13 protein-coding genes are annotated in these 13,039 nt (G+C 47.0%); all 13 read left to right on the top strand.

Annotated features, from left to right (window positions below; translation table 11 throughout):
• The first annotated feature begins 24 nt into the window (after positions 1-24).
• The 13 genes from D2962_RS16295 to D2962_RS18920 all read left to right on the top strand — a co-directional run bounded on the left by D2962_RS16295 (position 25) and on the right by D2962_RS18920 (position 12,911).
• On the top strand, positions 25-336 hold the full coding sequence (locus D2962_RS16295) for a YbaB/EbfC family nucleoid-associated protein (RefSeq protein ID WP_425456637.1): 312 nt from the start codon (positions 25-27) through the stop codon (positions 334-336).
• 82 nt (positions 337-418) lie between these two features.
• Complete coding sequence (gene recR, locus D2962_RS16290) at positions 419-1,015, top strand: recombination mediator RecR (RefSeq protein ID WP_120765954.1); 597 nt, start codon at positions 419-421, stop codon at positions 1,013-1,015.
• A 72-nt stretch (positions 1,016-1,087) separates the two neighbouring features.
• A complete protein-coding gene (locus D2962_RS16285) occupies positions 1,088-1,363 on the top strand; it encodes a DUF2508 family protein (RefSeq protein WP_122015588.1) in 276 nt (91 codons plus the stop codon).
• A gap of 33 nt (positions 1,364-1,396) precedes the next feature.
• Complete coding sequence (locus D2962_RS16280) at positions 1,397-1,672, top strand: pro-sigmaK processing inhibitor BofA family protein (RefSeq protein WP_120765952.1); 276 nt, start codon at positions 1,397-1,399, stop codon at positions 1,670-1,672.
• 319 nt (positions 1,673-1,991) lie between these two features.
• Entirely contained in the window at positions 1,992-2,567 is a 576-nt protein-coding gene (locus D2962_RS16275) for a 2-oxoacid:acceptor oxidoreductase family protein (RefSeq protein ID WP_120765951.1), read from the top strand.
• Entirely contained in the window at positions 2,564-2,932 is a 369-nt protein-coding gene (locus tag D2962_RS16270) for a 4Fe-4S binding protein (RefSeq protein ID WP_120765950.1), read from the top strand. The genes D2962_RS16275 and D2962_RS16270 overlap by 4 nt, the downstream gene beginning before the upstream one ends.
• Positions 2,922-4,103 (top strand): pyruvate ferredoxin oxidoreductase, encoded by a 1,182-nt coding sequence (gene porA / locus D2962_RS16265; RefSeq protein ID WP_120765949.1) that lies wholly within the window; start codon positions 2,922-2,924, stop codon positions 4,101-4,103. Before D2962_RS16270 ends, porA begins: the two co-directional genes overlap by 11 nt.
• Positions 4,104-4,114: 11 nt before the next feature.
• Positions 4,115-5,059, top strand: a complete 945-nt coding sequence (locus D2962_RS16260; RefSeq protein ID WP_122015587.1) for a thiamine pyrophosphate-dependent enzyme — start codon at positions 4,115-4,117, stop codon at positions 5,057-5,059.
• Positions 5,060-5,189: 130 nt separating this feature from the next.
• Positions 5,190-6,080 (top strand): patatin-like phospholipase family protein, encoded by an 891-nt coding sequence (locus D2962_RS16255; RefSeq protein ID WP_122015828.1) that lies wholly within the window; start codon positions 5,190-5,192, stop codon positions 6,078-6,080.
• 518 nt (positions 6,081-6,598) lie between these two features.
• Entirely contained in the window at positions 6,599-7,789 is a 1,191-nt protein-coding gene (locus D2962_RS16250) for a putative glycoside hydrolase (RefSeq protein ID WP_222927595.1), read from the top strand.
• Between the two features lie 77 nt (positions 7,790-7,866).
• A complete protein-coding gene (locus D2962_RS16245; protein ID WP_120765945.1) occupies positions 7,867-7,992 on the top strand; it encodes an RCKP-type rubredoxin-like domain-containing protein in 126 nt (41 codons plus the stop codon).
• Between the two features lie 6 nt (positions 7,993-7,998).
• A complete protein-coding gene (locus D2962_RS16240) occupies positions 7,999-8,421 on the top strand; it encodes a Fur family transcriptional regulator (RefSeq protein WP_245984782.1) in 423 nt (140 codons plus the stop codon).
• 431 nt (positions 8,422-8,852) lie between these two features.
• Positions 8,853-12,911: a TSCPD domain-containing protein gene (locus D2962_RS18920; protein ID WP_342774549.1), complete on the top strand. Its 4,059-nt coding sequence runs from the start codon at positions 8,853-8,855 to the stop codon at positions 12,909-12,911.
• Positions 12,912-13,039 lie beyond the last annotated feature (128 nt).

The following is a 13,039-nucleotide window of genomic DNA, read 5'->3' as shown; positions in this document are numbered from 1 at the left end:
TAGGAGGCGATTATATTGAACGGTATGGGCAACATGAACAAACTAATGAAACAGGTTCAGAAAATGCAGCAGGACATGATGAAACTCCAGGAAGAACTCAAGGAAAAGACTGTGGAAGCCACCGCCGGTGGCGGAGTGGTAAAGGTGGTGGCTAGCGGCAAAAAGCAACTGTTGAGTATAGAAATCAAACCCGAAGCCGTAGATCCCGACGATGTGGAGATGCTCCAGGACCTCATTTTAGCGGCGGCCAATGAAGCTCTGCAGAAGGCGGAAGAAATGGTCGCCAGTGAAATGGGGAAACTTACCGGAGGACTTAACATTCCCGGCCTTTTCTAAACTGAGAGCACCGTGGTGTGAGTCAGGGGACGGTTCTTTGACTCACTGACTCACTGCTATATTAAAGTAAGGAATGATCTTAATGTCTTATTATGCCGAACCTTTAGCGCACCTCATCGATGAACTTTCCCGACTGCCCGGTATAGGGCCCAAGACCGCCCAGCGTCTGGCTTTTTACATATTAAAAATGCCCAAAGAACGGGTGGCAAATTTATCCGAAGCCATTACCAGAGCCCGGGAATCCATCATATACTGTTCAGTCTGCGGCAATTTCACCGATACGGACCCCTGCGGGATTTGCCGGGCGTCTTACCGGGACAGGACTACTATCATGGTGGTGGAAGACCCCAGGGATGTGGTGGCCCTGGAAAAGACCCGGGATTATAAGGGACTTTACCACATACTTCACGGAGCCATTTCTCCATTGGAGGGCATAGGACCCGATGACATCAAAATAAAAGAACTGCTGTCCAGGATAAATTCGGGGGTGAAGGAAATCATACTGGCCACCAACCCTGATGTGGAGGGAGAGGCCACGGCCATGTATATAGCAAGGCTCCTGAAGCCTCTGGGCGTAAAGGTGACCAGGATAGCCCACGGTATCCCGGTAGGGGGAGACCTGGAATATGCCGATGAGGTAACCCTGACAAGGGCGCTGGAAGGCCGGCGAGAAATCTAGTTTTCCAGAAACTCATCTCCTGTATATTGTACTTAAAATATGGATAAAATTTCTATTGAGGAGATGAGTTTTATGAATAAAGAAGATATTATTCACTTTCTGTCACAGGTTTCTTCAAGGTTTTTTGTAGATGATGACGAAGAAACAGTGAGGCCCGTAGAGATACGCCTGGCCGATGAGGTCAAAAAAGCGCACCAGGATTGGCTCAAAGCCCAGAAATATTTCGAGTGCGTAACCGACCCGGATCTTGTGGACCATGCTATTTTCGCGGAAGAAGCCGCCAAGAAAAAATACATTTATCTCCTGAAAAAGGCTAAAGAACAAGGCATATCTTCGGAAAGGCCGTAATAGGATATATTAAAAAAACACGGGGGTGCTGGTATGCATATAGATTATGCAGCCGTCATAGCATATGCCTTTGGCCTTATCCTGCTATATATGTTGGGCCGGGTCCTCATAGTACCCCTTAAACTAGTACTGAAACTGGTATACAATGCCATCATAGGCGGTGTCGTGCTGGTCATCCTCAACTTCTTCGGGGGGTATATGGGGCTTTCCATAGCTATAAATCCCATAACGGCACTGCTGGTGGGATTTCTGGGAGTGCCGGGGATAATCCTTTTACTAATCATAAAATACATACTATCTGCCGGATAAATTTTATTTTTAAATCCTTTGCGGTTTGTGCGAAGGATTTTATGTTTTTCTTGACTACTTTTTTTCAATCTGTTATACTTTATACTAGATTTCTGTTACACCCTACATTAATAATATCATCCGAACATATCCCGTCTGTATCATCATAACCCTGTCTTTGTAATATAACAGTATTTTAAAATGGTTTATTGTTTTATAACAGATTTTAAAGTTACTGGGTTTTTCCTGAAGGGCTGGAAATGGTCGGAGTATTATTAATTTTTTTAGGTAAAATATAAATGTACCATGCAAAAAGTAAGTGAAGGGAGGATTTCACAAGATGGAAAAAGTGCTTGAAGTTCGCTGGCATGCCCGCGGAGGCCAGGGAGCCAAAACCGCAGCCCTCATGCTGGCGGAATCCATCGCCGAGATGGGAAAATATGTGCAGGGTTTCCCGGAATATGGCCCTGAGAGGATGGGCGCTCCTATTCTGGCATTTAACAGGATAAGTGATAACCCCATTCACATTCATTCAAATGTTATCAATCCCCAGATTGTCATCGTGCTTGACGCAACACTTCTAGGACCCAAGGTCACTGCGGGAGTGCCCGATGATGGCATCTATATCGTCAATACCACAAAAACCCCGCAGCAGGTCAGGGAAATTCTCAAAATCACCGGTGGAAAGATCTATACTGTGGATGCCAACCAGATTTCTCTTGATACTATCGGAAGGGTTATACCCAACACTCCGCTTATGGGCGCTTTTGTAAAAGCGACGCAGCTCATCCCTTATGAGGAGTTCATGGAAAACATGAAGGCGGAGCTTACCAAGAAGTTTAAGAAAAAACCCGAGGTCATCGAAGGCAACTTAAAGGCCATCGAAAGGGCATATCAGGAGGTGAAGGGTGAATGACACCGTTTAACAGGAATTTCGGTCAGGGAAAAAGGACGAAAGCAGTACGCCCCGACATGAACTGGGAAGAAATAACCAAAGCCGGAAACGTATACGAACCCGGCAATGCCAATACCTATGAGACGGGAGACTGGCGGACCATCAGGCCTGTATGGAACAAGGACAGGTGCATTCACTGCCTGATATGCTGGCGCTACTGTCCCGACGCTTCCATCATAGCCACCGATGGCAAGTTTGATTCCTTTGACTACAAGCACTGCAAGGGTTGCGGCATATGCGCCAACGTGTGCCCAGTCCATGCCATTGACATGTTCTCCGAGGACGAGATGGATAGACAGAAGGAGGCGAAGAGAAATGAAGAATAAAGTCGCCATTACCGGAAATGAAGCTGTCGCCCAGGCTATGAAACAGATAAACCCCGATGTGGTGGCGGCATATCCCATAACACCCCAGACGGAAGTGGTCCAGATATTTTCTTCCTTTGTTTCCAACGGTCAGGTGGATACAGAGTTTGTCACCGTGGAAAGCGAGCACAGCGCCATGAGCGCCACCATAGGAGCGTCGGCGGCCGGTGCCAGGGCTATGACGGCCACTTCCAGCCAGGGTCTTGCCCTGATGTTTGAGATGGTATATATAGCGTCATCTTTAAGGCTGCCCATCGTGTTTCCGGTGGTAAACCGCGCTCTGAGCGGCCCCATCAATATCCACTGCGACCACAGCGATGCTATGGGTATAAAAGATGCCGGAGTCATCCAACTCTTCTGTGAAAATGCCCAGGAAGCCTATGATAACATGATTCAGGCGGTAAGGATTGCCGAGCATCCCGATGTACTTCTTCCGGTGTCGGTAAACCTGGACGGATTCATTACCAGCCACGCTCTGGATGTGCTGGAAGTGCTGGATGATGAAACTGTAAAGAATTTCGTAGGAACTTATCAGCCTGAGGAATATCTTCTGGATGCCGAAAATCCCGTCACTATGGGCACCCTTGACTTGTATGATTTTTATTTCGAACACAAACGCCAGCAGGTGGCGGCCATGGAAGCCGCCAAGAAGGTCATCGAGGAGGTCGGCAGGGAATATGAAGCCATTTCCGGCAGAAAATACGGCCTCATAGATGCATACAAACTGGATGATGCCGATATGGCGGTAGTTGTGCTCAACTCCGCGGCAGGCAGCGCAAAAGGCGTTGTCGATGAGCTGAGGGAAAAAGGCCTCAAGGTGGGCGTGTTGAAACCCAGGGTTTTCAGACCTTTCCCCTTTGAAGCCATACAGGACGCACTCAAGGGCGTCAAGGCTGTGGCGGTCCTTGATAGAGCTGAAACCTTCTCAACACTGGGAGGTCCCATGTTTGCCGATGTGAGGACAGCCCTCTATGACCTCAAGAATGACATCAAGGTTGTAAACTATGTATACGGCCTTGGCGGTAGGGATTTGAGGCTTGAGGATGTGGAGAAAGTTTATGATGACCTTGCAAATATCATCAAGACCGGTAGAGCAGACAAATTTGTGAACTATTTAGGTTTAAGAGAATAGGAGGTGCAGGCATGGCTACATTGAAAGAACTTTCAAAGTTTGAGGAAAGATTTGTAGGAGGTCACAGGCTCTGCGCCGGTTGCGGCCACGGCATTTCCGTCAGGATGGTTTTAAATGCGGCGGAAGATTACAATGTGGTGGTGGGTTGCGCTACCGGCTGCCTGGAAGTGGCCTCTACTATATATCCCTATACCGCATGGAACTGCTCATTTATACACAGCGCCTTTGAAAACGCCGGTGCCACCATCAGCGGTGTGGAGGCGGCATATAAATCTTTGAAAAGACAGGGTAAGATTGATAAAGACTTCAAGTTCGTGGCTTTCGGCGGCGACGGTGGAACCTATGACATTGGTTTCCAGTCCCTTTCAGGGGCCATGGAGCGTGGCCACAACATGGTATATGTATGTCTTGACAACGAGGCTTACATGAACACCGGTATCCAGCGTTCCAGCGCTACCCCCATGGGTGCCGATACCACTACGAGTCCCGCAGGAAAGGTGATACCCGGCAAGCAGCAGCCCAGGAAGGACCTCACCGCCATCATGGCGGCCCACAACATACCCTATGCTGCCCAGACATCCATCAGCAACTGGCAGGATGTGCACAAAAAAGCCAAAAAAGCTTTCGATGTGGAGGGCCCGGCATTTTTGAACATTCTATCTCCCTGCCCCAGAGGCTGGAGGTACAACACTCCGGACATTGTGGAACTCACCAAAATAGCGGTCGAAACCCGTTTTTGGCCCCTCTACGAGGTGGAAAACGGCAAGTGGAAGCTGAATTATAAACCCAAGAAATATGTGCCCATTGAAGAATTCCTGAAGCCTCAGGGACGTTTCCGCCACCTGTTTGCTCCGGGCAATGAACATGTCATCAAAGCCATCCAGGAAGAAATCGATAACCGGTGGCTGGCGCTCCTTTCGCGTTGCGGAGAACCCCAGGAGCTTCCCGCAAAATAAAGTCCTGAATACCATATGGCCCCCTGTGATAATTTCACGGGGGGTTTTAATTTTGTCTCAAGGTAACTTTTTAAACCATCCACATATTATATTAATAAAAGACCGTTTCAAAAAGGGGGGGGGGAGAACCATGCGCTACGGTATAGGCCTTGCGTTGAGCGGCGGCGGAGTGCGGGGCGCGGTGCATCTGGGAGTACTGAAGGTGCTGACCCAAAACGGCATATATCCCGATATAATTTCCGGCACCAGCGCGGGAAGTATTGCAGGAGCTCTTTTTGCGGCTGGCGTCGATATAGAAGATTTCCTGGAGGAATTAAAAAATATAAAGCCCTGGAAATTATTAGATCCGGCTTTTACTCCCGCATATATATTGGTGCTACTTTTTTACTACTGGACCAGTAAGCCCATGGTCATGTGGAGTTTTCCGGACGGCCTTTTTAAGGGGGAAAAGATTGAACAATATCTGGACGGGGTGCTGGGCGGAAAAAAATTTGACGACCTCAAGATACCCCTTTTCGTGGTGAGCGTAAATATAAACACCGGCGAGACGGTGATTTTCTGCAGCAAAAAAAATGTGCCAAAAGAAAAAATTTTCAATACGGTTTTCATCACCGATGCCAGGGTGGCCGAAGCAGTAAGGGCCAGCATTTCCCTGCCGGGAATTTTCGTGCCCAAACATATAAAAGGTCACAAGTTGGTAGACGGCGGTATAAAGGATAATATTCCGGTGGATATTTTACATCACCAGGGCGCCAAAAAGGTGCTGGCCGTGGATCTGGGGGTAACAACCGGCCGGGCAAAAGCCGATTCCATGGTAGAAATATTGATGGCATCAGTGGATATCATGGGGGATGAACTGTCATACTATATTAAAAAAAATTATCCGGGGTATTATTTATACCCGGATTTACAGGGAGTTGGATATAAGGATTTCCGGAGAATTCCTGACTTCGTAAAATATGGAGAGGATGTAACCAGAAAAGCTTTGCCAGACATCAAAAGATTTTTACAGATATCTTGAATCATTTTCTAAAAAGCCTGATGAAAAAATTAACAGACGCCGACAATAACTGGGCAATCACCCTCGCAGCTTTCACATGGGTTGTCAACTTTTTTAACTTCATAGAGCATTCTGTTTCCTCCTATTACTTTTTGTGTATTTTTAGTATGTCATGTTGAGAAATAAATATGCAAAAAAAAAAGAAGCCATAGGCTTCTGAGGGTGCTGTGTTTTTAGTGTTCCATGTACCCTGAATCGTATAAAAGGTCAAGTATATATTCCTCAATGCTCTTTGCATCTTTATCATCATTTTTTACCATATTCACATCTTCAAAACGGATCTTCATGAAGACCGCCCCTTTTTGAATTATTGTATACATGTATCATGGTTTTATTATACACCGAAATTCAATCCAAGTCAAGAAAAATAAAATATTTTTTAAAGGAAATGTGTTGTTTTTGTCGAATTTATACTTATGATTGGTATGTTTACATATCATCAATAATCTTATAGAGGAGACCAGGGGGATAATGCCAGCATGATTTGTCGAAAAACTATAGCAAAATTTTTTGTATTAACCGCATTATATTCTGCAATACTATTTACAGCCGGATGCAGCAGCACTGCTAAAACTGTGCCCACGGTGGCGGAAAAGGTCTATGAGGGTCCTAAAGAGCAGGACTTCCTGGCCCAGCCTTACCGTATGCCGCAGTTGTACAACCCCCCTGTTAAAGTTAAGGGAATATATCTTACCGGATGGAAAGCAGGTATTTCTGCCGAGTTTGAAAAACTGTTAAATCTGGTAGATGCCACCGAACTCAATACCATGGTCATAGATGTGAAGGACAACACGGGGAAGCTTACATACAGGTCATCGGTTCCCATGGTGGAGCAGGTGGGGGCCAATTCCAACCGAATCCGCGATATAGATGGCTTGCTCAAGACGCTCAGGGAGCATAACATCTATGCCATTGGCCGGATCGTAGTGTTTGAGGATCCGGTGCTGTCTAAGGCTCGACCGGACCTTGCCGTAAAGAACAAGAGCGGGGGAATCTGGGCTACCCGTAAAGGCCTGGGTTGGGTGGACCCGTACAACACCAAAGTCTGGGATTATGCGGTATCCATAGCCGAAGAGGCTGCCAGAAAAGGTTTTAATGAAATACAGTTTGACTATGTGAGGTTTCCCTCTGACGGCAACCTGAACAATATAGTGTATCCCGCCAATAACGGCAAGACCCGTGTGGAAACCATCTCAGCCTTTTTATCTTATGCAAGAAAGCGGCTGGAACCTTACGGTGTTTACGTGTCGGCTGATATATTCGGACTGGTGACCACCGCCGAAGATGATATGAAGATAGGACAGTATCTTGAAGATGTGGTCAAAACCGTAGACTATATTTCTCCTATGGTTTATCCATCTCATTATGCCCCGGGGTCTTATGGTCTGCCCAATCCCAATGCCGCTCCCTATGAGACCGTATACCGCAGCCTTTCCGATGCCGTGAGAAGGCTTGAAAAGGTTGATGGGTTTAAAGCTGAAATCCGTCCCTGGCTTCAGGATTTCACGCTCGGCCCACCGCCTTACGGAGCCAGGGAGGTGAGGGCACAGATAAAAGCCACCTATGATGCTGGACTTTCCCAGTGGATATTGTGGGACCCGGCCAATACTTACACTGTGGCGGCTTTAAATCCCCGGTCGGCAGAGCAAAATGCGGTTAGTAGATTTTGATTGACTTTGAACTCAAAATGTTATATTATTAATATAAATAATGATTATTATTTTTATAATAACAGGAGGTGCCTTTTATGGCAGTTTTCAAGTGCAGTGCTTGTGGATATGAAAAGGAGAGCCGCTGCAAACCCAGAAAATGTCCCGAGTGCGAGGCAAAAGATACTTTCGTGAAGGTTGAAGCCCCCAAGGAGGAAAAGTAAGATTTCATGGCAGATTCAATGCAGGAAGAAAAAAAGGGTTTTGTGCGAAAAACAAGGCAGCGGGATCTGATTTTAAAGACCCTGCGCAGCACCAAGTCTCACCCCACTGCTGATTGGATTTATGAAAAGGTCAAAAAGGAGATGCCCAACATCAGTCTGGGTACCGTTTACAGAAATCTGGGAACCCTCAAGGAAATGGGTGAGATTCTGGAGCTCAACTATGGCAGCAAGTTCAGCCGTTTTGACGGAAATCCGGAGAATCACTACCACTTTGTATGTACCAGGTGTGGTAAAGTGCTGGATGTAGAGGGGTGTCCTGTAGATAAACAGCTGGATGAAACTGTATCTCGGGAAAACGGTGTGGAAGTTTTTTTTCACAGGACTGAATTTTACGGATTGTGCAGGGATTGCAAGGAAGAAGAAAAATAAACGGCAGAAAGACAATAGTGGTCAGGCTTGGGTGAGTCAGGGGACGGTTCTCTGACTCATTATTTCATTTGAGTCAGGGGACGGTTCTTTGACTCATTATTTCAAAATAACTGCAATAAAGTGTAACTTATATATATTATATATATATTATTACATCTGGCGAGAGCCGCTTATTTTCAGGAGCTTCTCCTCAACTTTTATTCACTACAGGTAATTTTTATGTTAAAATTGTAAAGAATTAGAGATAAAAACAGAATTAATAGTGATAAGTGATAAGAACATAAGGATTTTGTCCTGTAAAGCATTTGCAATCCAATATATAGTAATATATAATAATATCAACACTATATATTGTATTACCGTTCGTATCAATGAATTAATAAATTGTCTGCCGAAAAAAATCAAGGGGTGAGAAAGTGGGAAAAAAGAAACTGAACCTCACGGAAAATGCAAGGATTGTCCTGAAAAAACGCTATCTCGCAAAAGATGCCGAGGGCAAAATCATAGAAACCCCCGAAGATATGCTGGAGCGAGTGTCTAAAGCTATAGCCGAGGCTGAGAAAAAATACGGCGGGGATGTGGAAAAAAGGGCTGAAGAATTCTATAATCTAATGGCGGACTTAAAATTCATGCCCAATTCCCCCACCCTCATGAATGCGGGCCGGGACCTGGGCCAGCTTTCGGCCTGCTTTGTGCTGCCGGTGGAAGATTCCATGGAGGGCATATTTGACTCCATAAAATCAGCGGCGCTGATACATAAGTCAGGTGGTGGTACTGGCTTTTCCTTTTCCCGCCTGCGTCCCAGGGGAGCTACGGTGAAGTCTACGGGGGGTGTGGCCTCCGGCCCCATATCCTTTATGAAGGTGTTCAACTCCGCCACTGAAGCTGTTAAACAAGGGGGGACGCGACGCGGGGCCAACATGGGCATCCTGCGGGTGGACCATCCGGACATACTGGAGTTTATCCAGTGCAAGAAAAACGATAAGGATATCACCAATTTCAATATAAGTGTGGCCATCACCGATAAGTTCATGGAAGCGTTGAAGAAGGATGAAAACTATGAGCTCATAGACCCCCATACCGGGAAGGTCACAGGCACCCTGAAGGCTCGGGAGGTATTTGACCTCATAGTGGACATGGCCTGGAACAACGGCGAACCCGGCATCATCTTCATCGACCGCATGAACGAAAAAAACCCCACGCCGGAAGCGGGGGAGATAGAAAGCACAAATCCCTGTGTTACCGGAGATACGTGGGTGGCTACTGAGCACGGTCTTGTTCCGGCAGCAAGCCTAAAAGTAGGAGATAAAATCGTCACACCTTTAGGACTAAAGCCTATCACGGCGGTGTATAACTATGGAGTTCAGGATATCTTTGAGGTTAAGATGAAAAATGGTTTTAGCCTCAAGGCTACGAAAGACCATAAGCTGCAAACTGTGGACGGACAATGGGTGCCTGTAGAGCAGCTTAAACCGGGAGATAGGCTAAGAATATTTGGCACTTTTGCTTTTCCGGAGAATCAGGTGCTTCCTAAGGACTTTGAAGTGATAAATTTAAGGCAGAGGACAGGCTGGCTCCTGCCTCTTGAGTTTTCCGATGAATATGGATTTATCCTCGGTATTTTGGTTGGTAACGGTTATTATAGCACTGCAAGTGCCATGTATTTCGGTCAAGATGAAGCAGATTTGCTTGAACAAACTAAAGGCATCCTTGACTCTTGGCGAATTCAATACCATATCAGAATGCGAGATAAGACCACTGTTCTGGAACTTCCTAAAGGTATAAGGCGAGTATGGAAGGCCTTTGGAGCTGTTCCTGGCCGTTCTCGGAACCGGAGAGTGCCGAAGGCAATTTTCCAGGCCCCAAGGTCTGTTGTTACAGCTTTTTTGTCCGCTTTCTTTGCGTGTTCTGGTTCTGTTGACAATGAGGGAGGCATTAGGGCTACTTCAGCCTCCGGGGAACTTGTCCAGGAGATTCAACTCTTGTTGCAAGGCCTTGGCATTAAGTCAAGGATTCGGCAGCAATCAATGAAAAAAGCTTCAAGTTTTGGCTCTTATCGTGATATCTCCGGTCAAGAACATACCTATACTTTTGGAGATTACTACGAAATACTCATTCCGCCTTCGTTCAGTATAAAGTTTATGAGTGAAGTAGGGATGGCATCTACTAGAAAGGTGCTGACTTTGTTTGAAAGACGTGCAGGTAAACATAATAATATAGAAAATAGTGAGATCCAAGGTGTATCTTGGGATGAGGTAGAATCCATAAAATTCATTGGGCAAGAAGAGGTTTTCGATGTTACGGAACCTGAGACTTTTACCTGGATTACTAATGGTTTTGTATCTTATGATTGTGGCGAGCAGCCACTTCTACCATATGAATCATGTTTTGCCTCTGATACCCGTATCATGACCGATAAAGGCTGGGAAACGGTGGAAGAAGCCTATGAAAGGCAAAGCCGTGGAGAACTAGTGTCGGTTTATACGGACGGCCTTATGACAAATGAAAAAGATTTAGCGCTTCGACCTGCCACCGTGGTACCTATAGGAGAAAGAGATATTGTAACTGTAGAACTTCAAAATGGCCAGCGTTTGCGAGTTACCCCAGACCATAAAATACTTACCCAGCGGGGATGGGTGACGGCTGATTCGCTTACAGAAAAGGACTTTGTGTGTTTGATGGAAAGACAGCGGAGTCGCGTCAAATCCGTGACTCCTGCTGGTCGGGCTTACGTATATGATGTTTCCGAGCCTGTGACTCATTCCCTGATTGCCGAAGGGATGATTGTGCATAACTGTAACCTGGGTTCTATAAACCTTGCAAAATTTGTAAAGACCGGCGATGAAGGCCAAAAGGAAATTGACTTTGAAGGCTTAAAATATGCGGTGCACACCGCCGTCCGTTTCCTGGACGATGTCATCGACGTAAACCGCTACCCGCTGCCGGAGATTGAAAAAATGACACTGGCAAATCGCAAGATAGGCCTGGGGGTTATGGGATTTGCGGACATGCTCATTGAGCTTGGCATTCCTTACAATTCAGATAAAGCAGTGGAGATAGCCGAAAAAGTCATGGGCTTTATCCAGGAGGAATCCAAAAAAGCTTCCGAAGAACTGGCAAAAGAGCGCGGAACCTTCCCCAACTGGGAAAAGAGTATATACGGACCTGGCGGCATATCTCCCGGGGGCAGGAAGCTGCGAAACGCCACCACCACCACCATTGCCCCCACCGGTACCATCAGCATCATAGCCGGCGCCTCCAGCGGCATAGAGCCCCTTTTTGCCCTGGCCTTCGAGCGCCATGTGCTGGACAACCAGAGGCTGGTGGAGGTGCACCCGATTTTTGAGGAAGAAATGAAAAAACGCGGCCTTTACAGCCGAAAACTCATGGAAAAGGTAGCTGCGGCGGGTTCTCTAAAGGAAATAGAAGAATTACCGGAAGATGTAAAGAAAATATATGTAACAGCCCATGACATCTCGCCGGAATGGCACATAAAAATTCAGGCGGCTTTCCAGAAATATACAGACAATGCCGTGTCCAAGACCGTAAACTTCCCCCACAGCGCCACCAGGGAGGACGTGAAAAATGTGTACCTCATGGCCTATGAACTGGGCTGCAAAGGTGTTACAATATACAGGGATGGCAGCCGGGAAGAACAGGTTTTGAACAAGGGAGCGGTCAAGACCGACAACCAGGCCCATGCCCAAAATCCTGAGATGAATCCTGCCGGGGGCGGGCTTTCCGGAGGAGACGGCAAGCAGGTAAGGGCTGGCAAAGCCGGCGGCGTTTCTGCCGTCACGCAGCCAAAAGAAGATTCTGGCGCCTCAGGCGGGAAATCCGGCGAAGAAACGGGGCTTTACGGCCCGTACTGTGAAACCTGTGAATACCGCAGGGAAATAAAGCCCAGGCCCAGGCCCGGCATAACCTACGGCAACACCGAAAAGGTAAAGATAGGCTGCGGCAACCTGTATATCACGGTGAACTCCGATGAAAACGGCATCTGCGAGGTGTTTACTAACCTGGGCAGAGCCGGCGGATGTCCGTCTCAGTCGGAAGCCACCAGCCGCCTAATTTCTCTGGCGCTGCGCTCGGGAATCAACGTGAAATCCATAGTGGAGCAGCTAAAAGGCATCAGGTGCCATTCCACTCTGCGGCAAATGGCCCACAACAAGGAGATAAAGGTGCTGTCATGTCCCGATGCCATAGGCAAAGCCATTGAAAGGAGTATTGGAAAGAAACTGGTGCCGAATGGAAGCTCTATAGAGATTATAGACAAGACTTACATCGAAAATGATGATGCCAATGACAATAATGACCGTCAACCGGGTCCGGATCATGATGAGACAGCCTGTTCCGGTGAGGATTGCATATGCGGCGACCTTTCAACCCATAAGAAAAACGGCGCCGACTGCCCCGAGTGCGGAAGTCCTCTGGAACACGAGAGCGGCTGCGTCATGTGCAGGAGCTGCGGCTACTCAAAGTGCGGCTGATTTCAGATGCCGTCGGTCAGAATGTAGAGGTCTGAAGCGGACAAACAGGGGATATACCAGGAAGTATATCCCCTGTTTTTTCAGCATGTCTGATGGATATATCCCTCAAATAATTGACCGGAATAAAT

Source organism: Biomaibacter acetigenes (genome assembly GCF_003691585.1).
GTDB classification, from domain to species: Bacteria; Bacillota; Thermosediminibacteria; order Thermosediminibacterales; family Tepidanaerobacteraceae; genus Biomaibacter; species Biomaibacter acetigenes.
The sequence above is the reverse complement of the archived record's forward strand: the minus strand, read 5'-3'. Positions and strand labels throughout refer to the sequence as shown.

Bases quoted from the DNA above. Each gene is read 5' to 3' on its own strand.
- recR (WP_120765954.1), top strand. From the start codon at position 419: ATGTCTTATTATGCCGAACCTTTAGCGCACCTCATCGATGAACTTTCC.
- D2962_RS16250 (WP_222927595.1), top strand. From the start codon at position 6,599: ATGATTTGTCGAAAAACTATAGCAAAATTTTTTGTATTAACCGCATTA.
- D2962_RS16285 (WP_122015588.1), top strand. From the start codon at position 1,088: ATGAATAAAGAAGATATTATTCACTTTCTGTCACAGGTTTCTTCAAGG.
- D2962_RS16280 (WP_120765952.1), top strand. From the start codon at position 1,397: ATGCATATAGATTATGCAGCCGTCATAGCATATGCCTTTGGCCTTATC.
- D2962_RS16245 (WP_120765945.1), top strand. From the start codon at position 7,867: ATGGCAGTTTTCAAGTGCAGTGCTTGTGGATATGAAAAGGAGAGCCGC.
- D2962_RS16240 (WP_245984782.1), top strand. From the start codon at position 7,999: ATGGCAGATTCAATGCAGGAAGAAAAAAAGGGTTTTGTGCGAAAAACA.
- porA (WP_120765949.1), top strand. From the start codon at position 2,922: ATGAAGAATAAAGTCGCCATTACCGGAAATGAAGCTGTCGCCCAGGCT.
- D2962_RS16295 (WP_425456637.1), top strand. From the start codon at position 25: ATGGGCAACATGAACAAACTAATGAAACAGGTTCAGAAAATGCAGCAG.
- D2962_RS16270 (WP_120765950.1), top strand. From the start codon at position 2,564: ATGACACCGTTTAACAGGAATTTCGGTCAGGGAAAAAGGACGAAAGCA.
- D2962_RS16255 (WP_122015828.1), top strand. From the start codon at position 5,190: ATGCGCTACGGTATAGGCCTTGCGTTGAGCGGCGGCGGAGTGCGGGGC.
- D2962_RS16275 (WP_120765951.1), top strand. From the start codon at position 1,992: ATGGAAAAAGTGCTTGAAGTTCGCTGGCATGCCCGCGGAGGCCAGGGA.
- D2962_RS16260 (WP_122015587.1), top strand. From the start codon at position 4,115: ATGGCTACATTGAAAGAACTTTCAAAGTTTGAGGAAAGATTTGTAGGA.